Origin of the sequence: Pseudomonas lactucae, from assembly GCF_016937615.1 — a bacterium.
Classification (GTDB): domain Bacteria; phylum Pseudomonadota; class Gammaproteobacteria; order Pseudomonadales; family Pseudomonadaceae; genus Aquipseudomonas; species Aquipseudomonas lactucae.
Genome location: NZ_JAFHKI010000096.1, coordinates 1 through 16,180, shown reverse-complemented (window position 1 = coordinate 16,180; position 16,180 = coordinate 1). Strand labels below are relative to the sequence as shown.

Annotated in this window: 12 protein-coding genes, 4 tRNA genes, 1 rRNA gene and 1 pseudogene; all 18 read right to left on the bottom strand. The window is 55.2% G+C overall.

Annotated features, from left to right (window positions below):
• Nucleotides 1–29 precede the first annotated feature (29 nt).
• Entirely contained in the window at nt 30–500 is a 471-nt protein-coding gene (gene rpsG / locus JWR98_RS17820) for a 30S ribosomal protein S7 (protein ID WP_002555493.1), read from the bottom strand.
• A gap of 118 nt (nt 501–618) precedes the next feature.
• Complete coding sequence (gene rpsL, locus JWR98_RS17815; RefSeq protein ID WP_002555494.1) at nt 619–990, bottom strand: 30S ribosomal protein S12; 372 nt, start codon at nt 988–990, stop codon at nt 619–621.
• A gap of 216 nt (nt 991–1,206) precedes the next feature.
• On the bottom strand, nt 1,207–5,406 hold the full coding sequence (rpoC, locus tag JWR98_RS17810) for a DNA-directed RNA polymerase subunit beta' (RefSeq protein ID WP_003176430.1): 4,200 nt from the start codon (nt 5,404–5,406) through the stop codon (nt 1,207–1,209).
• Between the two features lie 64 nt (nt 5,407–5,470).
• Nucleotides 5,471–9,543, bottom strand: a pseudogene (rpoB, locus tag JWR98_RS17805) (DNA-directed RNA polymerase subunit beta).
• Nucleotides 9,544–9,762: 219 nt separating this feature from the next.
• Nucleotides 9,763–10,128, bottom strand: a complete 366-nt coding sequence (gene rplL, locus JWR98_RS17800) for a 50S ribosomal protein L7/L12 (protein ID WP_003176432.1) — start codon at nt 10,126–10,128, stop codon at nt 9,763–9,765.
• A 77-nt stretch (nt 10,129–10,205) separates the two neighbouring features.
• Nucleotides 10,206–10,706, bottom strand: coding sequence for a 50S ribosomal protein L10 (gene rplJ / locus JWR98_RS17795; RefSeq protein ID WP_003176433.1), 501 nt, complete (start codon nt 10,704–10,706; stop codon nt 10,206–10,208).
• 199 nt (nt 10,707–10,905) lie between these two features.
• On the bottom strand, nt 10,906–11,601 hold the full coding sequence (gene rplA, locus JWR98_RS17790; RefSeq protein WP_003176434.1) for a 50S ribosomal protein L1: 696 nt from the start codon (nt 11,599–11,601) through the stop codon (nt 10,906–10,908).
• A complete protein-coding gene (gene rplK / locus JWR98_RS17785) occupies nt 11,601–12,032 on the bottom strand; it encodes a 50S ribosomal protein L11 (RefSeq protein WP_078734882.1) in 432 nt (143 codons plus the stop codon). The genes rplA and rplK overlap by 1 nt, the downstream gene beginning before the upstream one ends.
• Nucleotides 12,033–12,148: 116 nt before the next feature.
• On the bottom strand, nt 12,149–12,682 hold the full coding sequence (nusG, locus tag JWR98_RS17780) for a transcription termination/antitermination protein NusG (RefSeq protein WP_003176436.1): 534 nt from the start codon (nt 12,680–12,682) through the stop codon (nt 12,149–12,151).
• Nucleotides 12,683–12,691: 9 nt separating this feature from the next.
• The gene (gene secE / locus JWR98_RS17775; protein ID WP_016969478.1) at nt 12,692–13,060 is read right to left on the bottom strand and encodes a preprotein translocase subunit SecE; all 369 of its coding nucleotides are present in this window, start codon (nt 13,058–13,060) and stop codon (nt 12,692–12,694) included.
• 45 nt (nt 13,061–13,105) lie between these two features.
• A tRNA-Trp gene (locus JWR98_RS17770) sits at nt 13,106–13,181 on the bottom strand.
• Between the two features lie 143 nt (nt 13,182–13,324).
• Nucleotides 13,325–13,400, bottom strand: a tRNA-Thr gene (locus tag JWR98_RS17765).
• 26 nt (nt 13,401–13,426) lie between these two features.
• Nucleotides 13,427–13,500: transfer RNA gene (locus JWR98_RS17760), tRNA-Gly, on the bottom strand.
• A gap of 23 nt (nt 13,501–13,523) precedes the next feature.
• Nucleotides 13,524–13,608: transfer RNA gene (locus JWR98_RS17755), tRNA-Tyr, on the bottom strand.
• Between the two features lie 142 nt (nt 13,609–13,750).
• Nucleotides 13,751–14,188 (bottom strand): hypothetical protein, encoded by a 438-nt coding sequence (locus tag JWR98_RS17750; RefSeq protein WP_078734883.1) that lies wholly within the window; start codon nt 14,186–14,188, stop codon nt 13,751–13,753.
• Between the two features lie 8 nt (nt 14,189–14,196).
• Nucleotides 14,197–14,946 (bottom strand): pantothenate kinase, encoded by a 750-nt coding sequence (locus tag JWR98_RS17745; protein ID WP_078734884.1) that lies wholly within the window; start codon nt 14,944–14,946, stop codon nt 14,197–14,199.
• Entirely contained in the window at nt 14,936–15,895 is a 960-nt protein-coding gene (gene birA / locus JWR98_RS17740) for a bifunctional biotin--[acetyl-CoA-carboxylase] ligase/biotin operon repressor BirA (RefSeq protein ID WP_205490702.1), read from the bottom strand. The genes JWR98_RS17745 and birA overlap by 11 nt, the downstream gene beginning before the upstream one ends.
• Before the next feature lie 158 nt (nt 15,896–16,053).
• Nucleotides 16,054–16,169: ribosomal RNA gene (gene rrf, locus JWR98_RS17735) — 5S ribosomal RNA — on the bottom strand.
• Nucleotides 16,170–16,180 lie beyond the last annotated feature (11 nt).

The following is a 16,180-nucleotide window of genomic DNA, read 5'->3' as shown; positions in this document are numbered from 1 at the left end:
AAGCCCTCGCAAAATTAGTGAAGCTGGATTTAGAAGCGGTAGTGCGAGAAAGCTTTGTTAGCTTCAGCCATACGGTGCACGTCTTCACGCTTCTTAACAGCAGCACCTTTACCTTCTGCAGCGTCCAACAGCTCGCCGGCCAAACGCAGAGCCATAGACTTCTCGCCACGCTTACGGGCGAAGTCTACCAACCAGCGCATTGCCAGGGCGTTACGACGGGACGGACGAACTTCGACCGGAACCTGGTAAGTAGCACCGCCTACACGGCGCGACTTCACTTCGACCAGCGGAGCGATGGCGTCGAGAGCTTTCTCGAAGATTTCCAGGGGGTCGCTGTTCTTGCGTTCTTTAACCTTTTCCAGCGCGCCATAAACGATACGCTCGGCAACGGCTTTCTTGCCGCTTTCCATCACGTGGTTCATGAACTTGGCCAGGATTTGGCTTCCGTATTTTGGATCGTCAAGCACTTCGCGCTTGGCTGCTACGCGTCTTCTTGGCATGGATAAGCCCTCAAACGGTCTTCAGGTTCGCTCGGAATCGGTGCCCTTTCGGGACGCCTCCGACCTTACTCTTATCGACTCAGAAAATAAGATGATTCAGTTTTACAAAAAGCCGCTACTACTTAGGCTTCTTGGTACCGTACTTCGAACGACCCTGGTTACGACCTTTAACGCCGGAAGTATCCAAGGAGCCGCGTACGGTGTGATAACGAACACCCGGCAAGTCTTTTACACGACCGCCGCGGATCAGTACCACGCTGTGTTCTTGCAGGTTGTGGCCTTCACCGCCGATGTACGAGGAAACCTCGAAACCGTTGGTCAAGCGCACACGGCATACTTTACGCAGTGCCGAGTTAGGTTTTTTCGGCGTGGTGGTATACACACGGGTGCATACGCCACGACGTTGCGGGCAGTTCTGCAGCGCAGGTACGTCGGATTTCTCGACGATACGCTTACGCGGCTGACGTACCAGCTGGTTGATAGTTGCCATCTACTAGCTCCACTGTTGTCTTGCGACGCTATTGTCTTGCAAGAAAAGCAAAATGGCAGGAACGAATTCCCGCCAAATTTAGGGGTACAAGAGTCTAAAGAGGATCTTGCCCCCAGTCAAGGCAAGGCCCCGACCTCTCCGCTCATCGAATCGGTGCAAAAATGCCTCGATCCGACGAACGGAGCTGCCAGGGCCCAGACTCATCTACCGCAGAACTCAGTTACCGCTTGAGTTCAGCGCTTCGGTCAGTGCAGCTTCCACTTCACTGGCGCTCACGCGCAGCGGCTTGTCAGCATCACGGCGGCGCTTACGCTCGCTGTGGTAAGCCAAACCGGTACCGGCTGGGATCAGACGACCCACAACCACGTTTTCTTTCAGGCCACGCAGGTAATCGCGCTTGCCGGTTACCGCTGCTTCGGTCAGCACGCGAGTGGTCTCCTGGAAGGAGGCCGCCGAGATGAACGACTCAGTGGACAACGACGCCTTGGTGATACCCAGCAGCACGCGAGTGAACTTGGAAACGAATTTCTCGTCGCCAGCCAGACGCTCGTTTTCCACCAGCACGTGAGTCAGTTCCATCTGGTCGCCCTTGATGAAACTCGAATCGCCAGATTCAGCGATTTCAACTTTACGCAGCATCTGACGCAGGATGGTCTCGATGTGCTTGTCGTTGATCTTCACGCCCTGCAGGCGGTAAACGTCCTGGATTTCGTTAACGATGTACTTGGCCAGCGCACTTACACCCAGCAGACGCAGAATGTCGTGTGGATCGCTCGGACCGTCGGAGATAACTTCGCCGCGGTTTACCTGTTCGCCTTCGAAGACGTTCAGGTGACGCCACTTCGGAATCAGCTCTTCATACGGATCGCTACCGTCGTTCGGGGTAATGACCAAACGACGCTTGCCTTTGGTCTCTTTGCCGAACGCGATGGTGCCGCTGACTTCAGCCAGAATCGACGCTTCTTTCGGACGACGCGCTTCGAACAAGTCGGCAACACGCGGCAGACCACCGGTGATGTCGCGGGTTTTCGAAGTTTCTTGCGGGATACGCGCGATAACATCACCGATCGCGATCTTCGCACCATCCGCTACACCGACCAGGGCGTTGGCTGGCAGGAAGTACTGAGCGATTACGTCAGTGCCTGGCAGCAGCAAGTCCTTACCGTTGTCATCGACCATCTTCACGGCAGGACGGATGTCTTTACCGGCAGCTGGACGATCTTTGGCGTCGAGTACTTCAATGTTGGTCATACCGGTCAATTCGTCAGTCTGACGCTTGATCGTGATGCCTTCTTCCATGCCCACGTAGGTCACGGTACCTTTCATTTCGGTAACGATTGGGTGAGTGTGCGGATCCCACTTGGCCACGATTGCGCCAGCGTCGACCTTGTCACCTTCTTTAACCGAAATCACAGCACCGTACGGCAGCTTGTAACGCTCGCGCTCACGACCGTAGTCATCAGCGATTGCCAGCTCACCGGAACGGGACACAGCAACCAAGTGGCCATCCACTCGCTCAACGTGCTTGAGGTTGTGCAGGCGGACGGTACCGCCATTCTTCACCTGAACACTGTCGGCTGCGGAGGTCCGGCTTGCCGCACCACCGATGTGGAACGTACGCATGGTCAGCTGGGTACCCGGCTCACCGATGGACTGGGCAGCGATAACGCCGACCGCTTCACCGATGTTCACCTGGTGACCACGAGCCAAGTCACGGCCGTAGCACTTGGCGCAGATGCCGTAGCGGGTTTCGCAGCTGATCGGCGAGCGAACGATCACTTCGTCGATGCTGTTGAGTTCGATGAACTCGACCCACTTCTCATCCACCAGGGTACCGGCAGGAACGATAACTTCCTCGGTGCCTGGCTTGAATACGTCACGGGCAATGACACGACCCAATACGCGCTCACCCAGCGGCTCTACAACGTCACCACCTTCGATGTGCGGCGTCATCAGCAGGCCGTGCTCGGTGCCGCAATCGATCTCGGTTACAACCAGATCTTGCGCAACGTCTACCAGACGACGAGTCAGGTAACCGGAGTTAGCGGTTTTCAACGCAGTATCCGCAAGACCCTTACGAGCACCGTGAGTGGAGATGAAGTACTGAAGTACGCTCAAACCTTCACGGAAGTTCGCAGTGATCGGCGTTTCGATGATGGAACCGTCCGGCTTGGCCATCAGGCCACGCATACCGGCGAGCTGACGGATCTGCGCAGCAGAACCCCGTGCGCCCGAGTCGGCCATCATGTACATCGAGTTGAAGGATTCCTGGTCAACTTCGTCGCCATGACGGTCGATGACTTTCTCTTTCGAGAGGTTGGCCATCATCGCCTTCGACACTTCGTCGTTGGCCTTGGACCAAAGGTCGATCACTTTGTTGTATTTCTCGCCCTGTGTTACCAGGCCCGAGGCGTACTGGCTTTCGATCTCTTTCACTTCATCGGTAGCAGCCGCGATGATGCGAGCTTTTTCATCCGGGATAACGAAGTCGTTAACACCAATGGAAACGCCAGAAATCGTCGAATAAGCAAAACCGGTGTACATCAATTGGTCAGCGAAGATTACGGTCTCTTTCAAACCAACCACGCGGTAGCACTGGTTGATCAGCTTCGAGATCGCTTTTTTCTTCATTGGCAAGTTGACGACGTCGTACGACAGACCTTTTGGCACAACCTGGTACAACAGCGCACGGCCGACAGTGGTGTCGACGATACGGGTGTTGCTCACGCTGCCGCCATCACGGTCGTTGACGGTTTCGTGGATCCGCACCTTGACCTTGGCATGCAGTGCGGCTTCGCCGGCACGGAACACACGGTCAACTTCCTGCAGATCCGCGAACACACGACCTTCGCCCTTGGCGTTGATCGCTTCACGGGTCATGTAGTACAGACCCAATACAACGTCCTGCGACGGAACGATGATTGGCTCACCGTTGGCTGGCGACAGAATGTTGTTGGTCGACATCATCAACGCACGCGCTTCCAGCTGGGCTTCCAGTGTCAGCGGTACGTGCACGGCCATTTGGTCGCCGTCGAAGTCGGCGTTGTACGCAGCACAGACCAGAGGGTGCAGCTGGATAGCCTTACCTTCGATCAGTACCGGTTCAAACGCCTGGATACCCAGACGGTGAAGGGTCGGTGCACGGTTGAGGAGGACCGGGTGTTCGCGAATCACTTCAGCGAGAACGTCCCAAACCTCCGGCAGCTCGCGCTCGACCATTTTCTTGGCAGCCTTGATGGTGGTAGCGAGACCACGCATTTCAAGCTTGCCGAAAATGAACGGCTTGAACAGCTCGAGAGCCATTTTCTTCGGCAGACCGCACTGGTGCAGACGCAGGGTCGGACCTACGGTAATTACCGAACGGCCGGAGTAGTCAACACGCTTACCGAGCAAGTTCTGACGGAAGCGACCTTGCTTACCCTTGATCATGTCGGCCAGGGATTTCAAAGGACGCTTGTTCGAACCGGTGATAGCGCGGCCACGACGGCCGTTGTCGAGCAGGGCATCGACCGCTTCTTGCAACATACGCTTTTCGTTGCGCACGATGATGTCCGGAGCGGACAGGTCGAGCAGACGCTTCAAGCGGTTGTTACGGTTGATCACGCGACGGTACAGGTCGTTGAGGTCGGACGTTGCGAAACGGCCACCGTCCAACGGTACCAGCGGACGCAGGTCTGGCGGCAGAACCGGCAGAACGGTCAGCACCATCCACTCTGGCAGGTTGCCGGAACCCTGGAAGGCTTCCATCAACTTCAGACGCTTGGACAGTTTCTTGATCTTGGTTTCGGAGTTGGTTTGCGGAATTTCTTCACGCAGACGACCAATCTCGTGCTCCAGGTCGATAGCGTGCAGCAGCTCGCGGACCGCTTCGGCACCCATGCGGGCATCGAAATCGTCGCCGAACTCTTCCAGCGCTTCGAAGTACTGCTCGTCGTTCAGCAGCTGACCTTTTTCAAGGGTGGTCATGCCTGGGTCGATAACGACATAGCTCTCGAAGTAGAGAACGCGTTCGATATCACGCAGGGTCATGTCCATCAACAGGCCGATACGGGACGGCAGCGACTTCAGGAACCAGATGTGGGCAACCGGCGAAGCGAGCTCGATGTGCGCCATGCGCTCACGGCGAACCTTGGCCAGTGCGACTTCAACGCCGCACTTCTCGCAGATAACACCACGGTGCTTCAAGCGCTTGTACTTACCGCACAGGCACTCGTAATCCTTTACCGGGCCAAAGATCTTGGCGCAGAACAGGCCGTCACGCTCAGGTTTGAACGTACGGTAGTTGATGGTTTCCGGCTTTTTAACTTCACCGAACGACCACGAACGGATCATCTCAGGCGATGCCAATCCAATACGGATGGCGTCGAACTCTTCGACTTGACCCTGGTTTTTCAGCAAATTCAGTAGGTCTTTCAAGGCCTTTCCTCCTGGCGGAGCAGAGAGCGGGCATCACTGCACCGCTCTCGATTCGCGTCACGTGTTATTCGGTTTCCAGATCGATATCGATGCCGAGGGAACGAATTTCTTTGATCAACACGTTGAAGGACTCGGGCATGCCGGCTCCATACGGTGATCGCCGTCCACGATGTTTTTGTACATCTTGGTACGACCGTTCACATCGTCCGACTTCACTGTGAGCATTTCTTGCAGAGTGTATGCAGCACCGTATGCTTCCAGTGCCCAAACCTCCATCTCCCCGAAACGCTGACCACCGAACTGAGCCTTACCACCCAGCGGCTGCTGGGTAACCAGGCTGTACGAACCGGTAGAACGAGCGTGCATCTTGTCGTCTACCAAGTGGTTCAGCTTCAGCATGTACATGTAGCCAACAGTAACCGGGCGCTCGAACTTGTTGCCGGTACGACCATCGAACAGCTGCATCTGGCCGCTTTCCGGCAGGTCTGCCAGTTTCAGCATGGCCTTGATTTCGCTTTCCTTGGCACCGTCGAATACCGGGGTAGCCATTGGAACGCCGCCGCGCAGGTTCTTCGCCAAATCCAGGATTTCCTGATCGGAGAAGGTGTCCAGCTCTTCGTTGCGACCGCCGATCTCGTTGTAGATCTCGTGCAGGAATTTACGCAGGTCTGCGACCTTGCGCTGCTCTTCGATCATACGGTTGATCTTCTCACCCAGACCTTTCGCCGCGAGGCCCAAGTGGGTTTCAAGGATCTGACCAACGTTCATACGCGAAGGTACGCCCAACGGGTTGAGGACGACGTCGACCGGGGTGCCATTGGCATCGTGCGGCATGTCTTCAACCGGCATGATCACGGAGACCACACCCTTGTTACCGTGACGACCGGCCATCTTGTCGCCCGGCTGGATGCGGCGACGGATTGCCAGGTAAACCTTGACGATTTTCAGCACACCTGGAGCCAGGTCATCGCCTTGCTGCAGTTTGCGCTTCTTGTCTTCGAACTTGTCGTCCAGCAGACGGCGGCGATCAACGATATAGGCCTGGGCCTTCTCGAGCTGCTCGTTCAGAGCATCTTCAGCCATGCGCAGTTTGAACCACTGCCCGTGCTCAAGACCGTCGAGGATTTCGTCGGTGATGTCCTGACCTTTCTTCAGACCTGCGCCGCCTTCAGCCTTGTGGCCTACCAGGGCAGAACGCAGACGTTCGAAGGTCGCGCCTTCAACGATACGGAACTCTTCGTTCAGATCCTTGCGGATCTCGTCGAGTTGAGTCTTCTCGATGGACAGTGCACGAGCATCACGCTCAACGCCGTCACGGGTGAAGACCTGTACGTCGATGACAGTACCCTTGGTACCAGTAGGTACGCGCAGGGAGGTGTCTTTAACATCGCTGGCCTTTTCACCGAAGATGGCACGCAACAGCTTCTCTTCCGGAGTCAGTTGGGTCTCGCCTTTCGGAGTGACCTTACCGACCAGGATGTCGCCTGCGCCTACTTCAGCACCTACATAAACGATACCGGCTTCGTCCAGTTTGTTCAGTGCAGCTTCACCCACGTTCGGGATGTCCGCAGTGATTTCCTCAGGCCCAAGCTTGGTGTCACGTGCCACACAGGTCAGTTCCTGAATGTGGATCGTGGTAAAGCGGTCTTCTTGAACAACACGCTCGGACAGGCAGATGGAGTCTTCGAAGTTGAAGCCGTTCCATGCCATGAACGCGATGCGCATGTTCTGACCCAGTGCCAGCTCACCCATGTCGGTGGACGGGCCATCGGCCATGATGTCGCTGCGCTGAACGCGATCACCCTTACTCACCAGCGGACGCTGGTTAATGCAGGTGTTCTGGTTCGAGCGGGTGTATTTGGTCAGGTTGTAGATGTCGACACCGGCTTCGCCAGTTTCAACTTCGTCATCGGCAACACGAACCACGATACGGCTGGCATCAACGGAGTCGATCACGCCGCCACGACGAGCCACGACGCAAACGCCGGAGTCACGAGCTACGTTGCGCTCCATGCCGGTACCTACCAGCGGCTTGTCAGCGCGCAGGGTGGGTACAGCTTGACGCTGCATGTTGGAACCCATCAACGCGCGGTTGGCGTCATCGTGTTCCAGGAACGGGATCAGCGACGCTGCAACCGAAACAACCTGCTTCGGCGAAACGTCCATCAAGGTGACGTCTTCCGGCGCCTTGACGGTAAACTCGTTCAAGTGACGAACAGCTACCAGCTCGTCGATCAGGACTTTTTTGTCGTTCATCGTGGCCGAAGCCTGAGCGATCACGTGATCAGCTTCTTCGATGGCGGACAGGAACACGATCTCGTCGGTGACCAGAGCGTCTTTCACCACGCGGTACGGGCTCTCAAGGAAGCCGTACTGGTTGGTGCGCGCATAGGCAGCCAGGGAGTTGATCAGACCGATGTTCGGACCTTCCGGCGTTTCGATCGGGCAAACACGACCGTAGTGCGTCGGGTGTACGTCACGAACTTCAAAGCCAGCACGCTCACGGGTCAGACCGCCCGGGCCCAGTGCAGAAACACGGCGCTTGTGGGTGATCTCGGAGAGCGGGTTGTTCTGGTCCATGAACTGCGAGAGCTGGCTGGAACCGAAGAACTCCTTCACCGCTGCCGCAACCGGCTTGGCGTTGATCAGGTCTTGCGGCATCAGGCCTTCGCTTTCGGCCATCGACAGACGCTCTTTGACCGCACGCTCAACGCGCACCAGGCCAACGCGGAACTGGTTTTCAGCCATTTCGCCTACACAGCGAACACGACGGTTACCCAGGTGGTCGATGTCATCGACGATGCCTTTGCCGTTACGGATGTCGACCAGGGTCTTCAGGACCGCAACGATGTCTTCCTTGCACAACACGCCCGAACCTTCGATCTCGGTACGACCGATACGACGGTTGAACTTCATCCGGCCGACCGCAGACAGGTCATAGCGCTCAGGGCTGAAGAACAGGTTGTTGAACAGCGTTTCGGCAGCGTCTTTGGTTGGTGGCTCGCCTGGACGCATCATGCGATAGATCTCGACCAGCGCTTCCAATTGGTTGCTGGTGGAGTCGATCTTCAGGGTGTCGGAGACGAACGGACCGCAATCGATGTCGTTGGTATACAGAGTCTCGATGCGAACAACCTGGGCCTTGGCGATTTTTGCCAGGATCTCGGTGTTCAGCTCGGTGTTGCACTCGGCCAGGATTTCGCCTGTAGCCGGGTGAACGATGACCTTGGCGGTAGTGCGGCCCAGAACGTAGTCCAGAGGCACTTCCAGCTCTTTGATACCGGCTTTCTCGATCTGGTTGATGTGGCGCGCGGTAATACGGCGACCAGCTTCAACAATCACCTTGCCGTTTTCGTCCTGGATATCCAGAACGGCAATTTCACCACGCAGACGCGAAGCGATCAGCTCCAGCTTGAGGGTTTCATCCTTCAGGCTGAATACGTTGGTGGTATAGAAAGCGTCCAGCACTTGCTCAGTGGTATAGCCAAGCGCGCGCAGCAGTACCGAGGCCGGCAGCTTGCGACGACGGTCAATACGCACGAACACGCAGTCTTTCGGGTCGAACTCGAAGTCCAGCCACGAACCGCGGTATGGAATGATCCGCGCGGAGTACAGCAGTTTACCGGAGCTGTGCGTCTTGCCGCGGTCGTGGTCGAAGAACACGCCCGGGGAACGGTGCAGCTGGGAAACGATTACACGCTCGGTACCGTTGATAACGAAGGTACCGTTCTCAGTCATCAATGGGATTTCGCCCATGTAGACTTCTTGCTCTTTGATGTCCTTGATCGCTTTGTTCGACGATTCTTTGTCGAAAATGATCAGACGGACTTTTACCCGCAAAGGTACGGCGTACGTAACGCCACGCAACACGCATTCTTTGACATCAAATGCCGGTTCGCCCAGGCGATAACCGACGTACTCCAGCGCAGCATTGCCGGAGTAGCTGATGATCGGGAAAACGGATTTGAAGGCCGCATGCAGGCCCACGTCGCGGAACTGATCTTTGGTCGCTCCCGCCTGCAAGAATTCACGATACGAATCCAGCTGGATAGCCAGAAGGTACGGGACATCCATGACGTCCGGCAACTTGCTAAAGTCCTTGCGGATACGTTTTTTCTCAGTATATGAGTAAGCCATCAGCGTTCCCCAGCTTGGTCACCTGCTTGTTTGGCCCCTCCGACGGGAGCAGCCAGAAAATCTTGCAAACCCCATGGTTTGCACCACCGCGTCGGGTGGCTACAGCGCGTTAATGGCGGCGACCGAGTCGACAGCCAAGAACGGAAAAAGGCCGGTGGCAAGAGCCACCAGCCATCAGCCTTCAGCTTAACGCTTGGGCTGGAGACGCAAGGTCGATGCTTACTTCAGCTCGACTTTAGCGCCTGCTTCTTCCAGAGTAGCTTTGGCTTTGTCAGCGGCGTCTTTCGACACTGCTTCCAGAACCTGGGCAGGAGCGCCGTCAACTACAGCCTTGGCTTCTTTCAGGCCCAGACCGGTCAGTTCACGTACTGCCTTGATCACGTTAACTTTCTTCTCGCCAGCTTCCAGCAGCATGACGTTGAATTCGGTTTGCTCTTCAGCAGCGACAGCAGCAACAGCTGGGCCAGCGGAAGCAGCGGCAGCGGAAACGCCGAATTTTTCTTCGAAAGCTTTGATCAGCTCAACAACCTGCAGAACCGACATTTCAGCTACGGCGTTGAGGATATCGTCTTGGGAGATAGACATTGCTGTATTTCCTGAATTGGGGGACGCCTACGCGGCCATCGAAATAAACAAAAATACGCGAGAGAATTTGCTCAGCCTTAGGCTGCGGCAGCTTCTTTTTGCTCGCGAACTGCAGCCAGAGTACGAGCCAGCTTGCTGGTAGCGCCTTGAATCACGCTCATCAGCTGCGAAATAGCTTCGTTACGGGTCGGCAGTGTTGCCAGTACGTCGATTTGGTTAGCTGCGAGGAACTTGCCCTCGAACGCAGCTGCCTTGATCTCGAACTTATCCTGACTCTTGGCGAATTCCTTGAACAAACGGGCAGCAGCGCCTGGATGATCCTTGGAGAACGCGATCAGAGTCGGGCCGGTGAACACGTCATTGAGGACACTGTATTCAGTGTCAGCAACAGCGCGCTTGAGCAGAGTGTTACGTACAACACGTACGTATACGCCAGCTTCACGAGCCTCTTTACGGAGTCCGGTCATAGCGCCTACTGTCACACCACGGGCATCAGCCACGACAGCGGACAGAGCAGCTTTGGCAGCCTCGTTGACTTCAGCGACGATGGCCTTCTTGTCTTCGAGATTAATTGCCACGGGTTTAACTCCTGCTTGTTACCGTTTCATCTGGCCGGAGCCGGATGTCGTTTTGGTGTCTGATTCGGTAAGGAACCGGGAGCACCATCTGCGTAGGCTTGTTGGTTTAAGACTTGCGTCGCCTACGGTCTTGGATAGCCCCCGCCAGGCAGGGACCCCAATCTTTCAATTGGCGCAATCGCTTGCACCAATTTGTGTCTTATACGTCCAGCGAGCCTTGGTCGATGACCAGACCTGGGCCCATAGTGGTGCTCAGGGTAACGCGCTTGACGTAGATACCTTTCGAGGAAGCTGGCTTGATACGCTTCAGATCAGCGATCAGGGCTTCAACGTTTTCCTTCAGCTTGACGGCATCGAAGCCGACTTTGCCAACGGAGGTGTGAATGATGCCGTTTTTGTCGGTGCGATAACGAACCTGACCAGCCTTGGCGTTTTTAACCGCGGTAGCTACGTCTGGGGTTACGGTGCCGACTTTAGGGTTAGGCATCAGGCCACGTGGACCCAGGATCTGGCCCAACTGACCAACAACACGCATTGCGTCCGGGGAAGCAATAACGACGTCATAGTTCAGGTCGCCGCCTTTCATTTCGGCAGCCAGGTCGTCCATGCCAACGCGATCAGCGCCAGCAGCCAGAGCAGCTTCAGCTGCCGGGCCTTGGGTGAAGACAGCTACACGTACAGTCTTGCCAGTACCGTGTGGCAGCACAGTTGCGCTACGAACGACCTGGTCGGATTTACGTGGGTCAACACCCAGGTTTACAGCAACGTCAACGGACTCGCTGAACTTGACAGTCGACAGCTCGGTCAGCAGGGCGGCAGCGTCTACGAAATTGTAGGACTTGCCCGCTTCGATTTTGCCGGCGATAGCCTTTTGGCGCTTGGTCAGCTTAGCCATTACACACCCTCCACGTTAAGGCCCATGCTACGAGCAGAGCCGGCGATGGTACGCACGGCCGCATCCATATCAGCTGCAGTCAGATCCGCGTTTTTGGTTTTCGCGATTTCTTCCAGCTGAGCACGGGTCACGGTGCCAACCTTAACGGTGTTAGGACGAGCGGAACCGCTAGCCAGACCAGCAGCTTTCTTCAACAGAACCGAAGCCGGGGTCGACTTGGTTTCGAAGGTGAAGCTACGGTCGCTGTATACAGTGATGATCACTGGAGTCGGCAGACCTGGCTCAAGACCCTGAGTACGGGCGTTGAAGGCCTTGCAGAATTCCATGATGTTCACGCCGTGCTGACCCAGAGCTGGACCGACGGGTGGGCTAGGGTTGGCCTGAGCGGCCTTCACTTGCAGCTTGATGTAAGCGGTAATCTTCTTGGCCATGAGGCACTCCAATTACGGGTTCAAACGCCTCGAAAGGCTCCCCGGTTACTTGCGCGTTTATCCCAGTGACGACAAAACCCCACAGCCTAGACTGCGGGGTTGGGATTCTTACTCAGCTAGACCTTCTCGACCTGGCTGAACTCAAGCTCTACCGGGGTAGAGCGACCGAAAATGAGCACTGCCACTTGGATCCGGCTCTTTTCGTAGTTAACTTCTTCGACGGTTCCATTGAAATCAGCGAACGGACCGTCTGTAACACGAACAACCTCACCCGGCTCGAACAATGTCTTCGGCTTAGGCTTGTCACTACCGTCAGCAACACGACGCAGAATCGCTTCTGCCTCTTTGTCAGTGATCGGCGCAGGTTTATCAGCAGTACCGCCAATGAAACCCATGACACGAGGAGTGTCCTTGACCAAGTGCCAAGTACCTTCGTTCATGTCCATCTGTACCAGCACGTAGCCAGGGAAGAACTTGCGTTCACTCTTGCGCTTCTGACCATTCCGCATTTCAACCACTTCTTCAGTGGGAACCAGAATTTCGCCGAAGCCATCTTCCATGCCTGCCAGCTTTACGCGCTCCAGCAAAGAGCGCATAACATGCTTCTCGTAACCCGAGTAAGCATGCACAACGTACCAACGCTTAGCCACGGGACACCCTTAGCCAACAATCAAGGAAACAAGCCAGCCGAGCAGGGAATCAAGCCCCCACAACAGCAACGCCATAACCAGAACTACAGCCACGACAATCAATGTGGTCTGCGTGGTTTCTTGGCGAGTCGGCCAAACGACTTTACGGATTTCGGTACGAGCTTCCTTCACCAGGACCGCGAAAGACTTGCCTTTGGCAGTCTGCAGGCCTACAAAGGCAGCTACAGCAGCAAGAGCAAGCAAAGCGAGGACGCGGTACAGGATCGGCGAAGCAGAATAGTACTGATTGCCAACAACGCCTACGACCACCAAGACGACTACAGCGAGCCACTTGACCAGATCGAAACGAGAGCTTTGAGCTTCAGCCTTAGGAGTCATCTATGAAGATCCTGTGAAAAGAAAGCCAGATACACCACGTGAATCTGGCAGGTCAGGAGGGAATCGAACCCCCAACCTACGGTTTTGGAGACCGTCGCTCTGCCAATTGAGCTACTGACCTAAAACAAAATCAGGCCGACCATTATGCAGACCTGAAAAAGACTTTACAACAACCAACCCCACGAGACCTGAAATAACACACAACAATCAAGCCGAGGCAGCTGTTAAAACAAAGGCAGATATTTTCATATCTGCCTTGTCATATGGAGCTCTTGAGCGGATTTGAACCGCTGACCTCACCCTTACCAAGGGTGTGCTCTACCAACTGAGCTACAAGAGCAAAACACCGTGCACAACCTGCAAACTTGGAGCGGGTAGCGGGAATCGAACCCGCATCATCAGCTTGGAAGGCTGAGGTTCTACCACTAAACTATACCCGCGGAGCTTGCAGCTCACGCTAAAATGGTGGAGGGGGAAGGATTCGAACCTTCGAAGTCGTAGACGTCAGATTTACAGTCTGATCCCTTTGGCCGCTCGGGAACCCCTCCTAAGCGAGCCGGCATTTTACATCACGCCGACCTTCTGTCAAGCATTTTCTCATTTAAATTATGAGGTTAGCTGCGTTGACACCGCTTCACATCAAATCCCCCTAGAGGTCTTCACTGCGAAGCGGGCGCCATTCTATGCAAACTATTCGACAGTTGCAATGCCTTCGCACAGCATTATTTTATGTTTTAACTCATTGAATTCCTTAGCAAGGTTTTCAAAGGGTAGATCGTCGGCCAAGCGTCTGCTTTCAGGGGCTATTCGAAGCCAGTAGCCCGTAGCGTCAGCGGTGTTCAGCAACTGAACCTTGGCCTTTATATCCAGGCTGGTGAGGCGTTGTTCGACAGATTGCGCCTGGCGCTGGTCGGAGAACCCACCGATGTACAAGCACGTATCGAACGATTTCGCTCGATCCCTTCGAGTCATCGCATCAGAAGACTCACTTAGCAAGCGAATATCCTGCTGAGAGCCTCGATAAAGACTCAGAGGAGTCACATCCTTGGCGCGTAGTGGCGCCTCTTGCTGGTGCCATATGTAGTAGAAGACATTGAGGATAAGTAGAAGCAAGAACAACCAACGCATAAAACACCTCAGGACAAAGGGCACGCCATTGCCAGACCAACAAATACCAGATCTGGAACGACCCGCGCCTGCGGCACGGCATCGCAGACCAAGTCAGCATCGCCACCGGTCAGAAACACAGTGAAATCATCCCCCCAATAAGCCCTGGCAAGCTCGATCTGGGTCAGCACGAATCCCCTCAGCATTAGCATACATCCTCGCTCTACCGCCTCGGCAGTAGTGCGCCCAGGCGAAAGGCGCTCCAGAGCCCGCTCAGCCGCAGCATCGTCGTAGCGTATCTTATGAGTATGCGTTCGCAACTGGTTGCGCATAAGAGGCATGCCAGGACAAATAAAGCCTCCCAAATGCTGACCATCTGCAGCAACGAAATCAGCAGTCGCAGCCGTACCGAAATCCAACACCAGACATGCACCTGATGCCAGTTTGTACCCACCTAGGATCGCCAACCATCGGTCAAGACCAAGCCGCTGGAAATCCTCATAACCATTGTGCACCCCCGCCATTTCGACAGCAGACGTCGCACAGGAAACAGTGACACCAAAAGCCTCGACCAATGTCTCGACCAGCTTGTCTGTTTCCTCCAGGGCGCGAACACTCACTAGCCGGCAACGCGTCAGCAACAAATTCGGCACCGCCCAAAGGCTCTCAATCAAAGCGATATTCGAACCGACAACACCTTCCGCGTAGACATTTGCCCTACCCGCCTCCAGTACTCTCCACTTGATAAAGCTATTCCCACAGTCGAGCTCAAGAATCATCACGCAACCTCAGGCTTAACTCTCCACCGCTGTATGTTTTCTCAACACCGTCAACATCCAGACGCAACGCACCTTGCCGATCAACACCAAGCACCACGCCATCCACACGACTTACACCAGCGATGAGCGATACCGATCGCCCCTGCCACCCATGATTCTGCTCCCACTCTGCTTGTAGGGCAGCAAAGCCAGACACCTTGTGTCGATCCAGGTAGCGTTGGAGCTGCAGACCAACCAGGGCTACCAGGATGTTACGATCAACCGCTCCCCCCGTCTCAAGCTGCATTGAAGTCCATTGCTGATCAACCTCATCAGCCCTCTGCATATTCACGTTGATTCCAATTCCAATGACAACGTGACAAATGTCAGCCGGATCCCCAACCAACTCCAGCAATATCCCGGCAATCTTCTTCTGCCCCACCAATACATCGTTCGGCCATTTCAGGACGGCTCCCTGTACACCCGACTCTCGCAGCGCTTGAATGACCGCCAAGCCAACAACAAGACTTAGCCCCTCCAGTTGCCGAAGACCATCCTGAATACGCAGTACGAGGCTGTAATAGATATTCTGGGCGAATGGGCTTATCCACTTACGGCCACGCCTGCCCCTTCCGGCCATTTGTTGCTCGGCCAACACCAAAAAGGGCGTCGTGCATGTGGCATTTACCAAGCGCAACGCCTCTGCATTGGTGGAGTCAATCGAATCGTAGATATGAATAGGCCACGCTAAAGATGGCGCAATTAGCGCAATTTGTTCTGCATTCAGAAATACCAGCGGAGACGCTAACTGGTACCCCTTACCACGCACCTTATGAATAGGTAGATTCAATTCAGCCTCAAGAAGCTGCAGCTGCTTCCATACAGCACTGCGGCTAACACCCAGGGCAGCACCTAGCGCCTCCCCGGAATGGAATCGGCCATCTTTCAAAAGTTCTAACAGCGTTAGCATGCAAGTTTCGCCTCACAATGAGGCACGCATGATAGCCATGCGCAGAGGCATTGCATAGAAAGGCTGCACGTCGCCGGGCAACGATGAGCGTCCCGACACTTTCCGAGCGCCCAAAACAAAACCCCATCTGCTTTCGCAAATGGGGTTTCGGAATTTAATCTTGACGATGACCTACTCTCACATGGGGAAACCCCACACTACCATCGGCGATGCATCGTTTCACTGCTGAGTTCGGGATGGGATCAGGTGGTTCCAATGCTCTATTGTCGTCAAGAAATTCGGGTA

Excerpts from the sequence above, each read along its gene's own strand:
- rpsG (WP_002555493.1), bottom strand. The coding sequence starts at position 500 with ATGCCAAGAAGACGCGTAGCAGCCAAGCGCGAAGTGCTTGACGATCCA.
- rpsL (WP_002555494.1), bottom strand. The coding sequence starts at position 990 with ATGGCAACTATCAACCAGCTGGTACGTCAGCCGCGTAAGCGTATCGTC.
- rplL (WP_003176432.1), bottom strand. The coding sequence starts at position 10,128 with ATGTCTATCTCCCAAGACGATATCCTCAACGCCGTAGCTGAAATGTCG.
- rplA (WP_003176434.1), bottom strand. The coding sequence starts at position 11,601 with ATGGCTAAGCTGACCAAGCGCCAAAAGGCTATCGCCGGCAAAATCGAA.
- rplK (WP_078734882.1), bottom strand. The coding sequence starts at position 12,032 with ATGGCCAAGAAGATTACCGCTTACATCAAGCTGCAAGTGAAGGCCGCT.
- secE (WP_016969478.1), bottom strand. The coding sequence starts at position 13,060 with ATGACTCCTAAGGCTGAAGCTCAAAGCTCTCGTTTCGATCTGGTCAAG.
- JWR98_RS17750 (WP_078734883.1), bottom strand. The coding sequence starts at position 14,188 with ATGCGTTGGTTGTTCTTGCTTCTACTTATCCTCAATGTCTTCTACTAC.
- JWR98_RS17745 (WP_078734884.1), bottom strand. The coding sequence starts at position 14,946 with ATGATTCTTGAGCTCGACTGTGGGAATAGCTTTATCAAGTGGAGAGTA.
- birA (WP_205490702.1), bottom strand. The coding sequence starts at position 15,895 with ATGCTAACGCTGTTAGAACTTTTGAAAGATGGCCGATTCCATTCCGGG.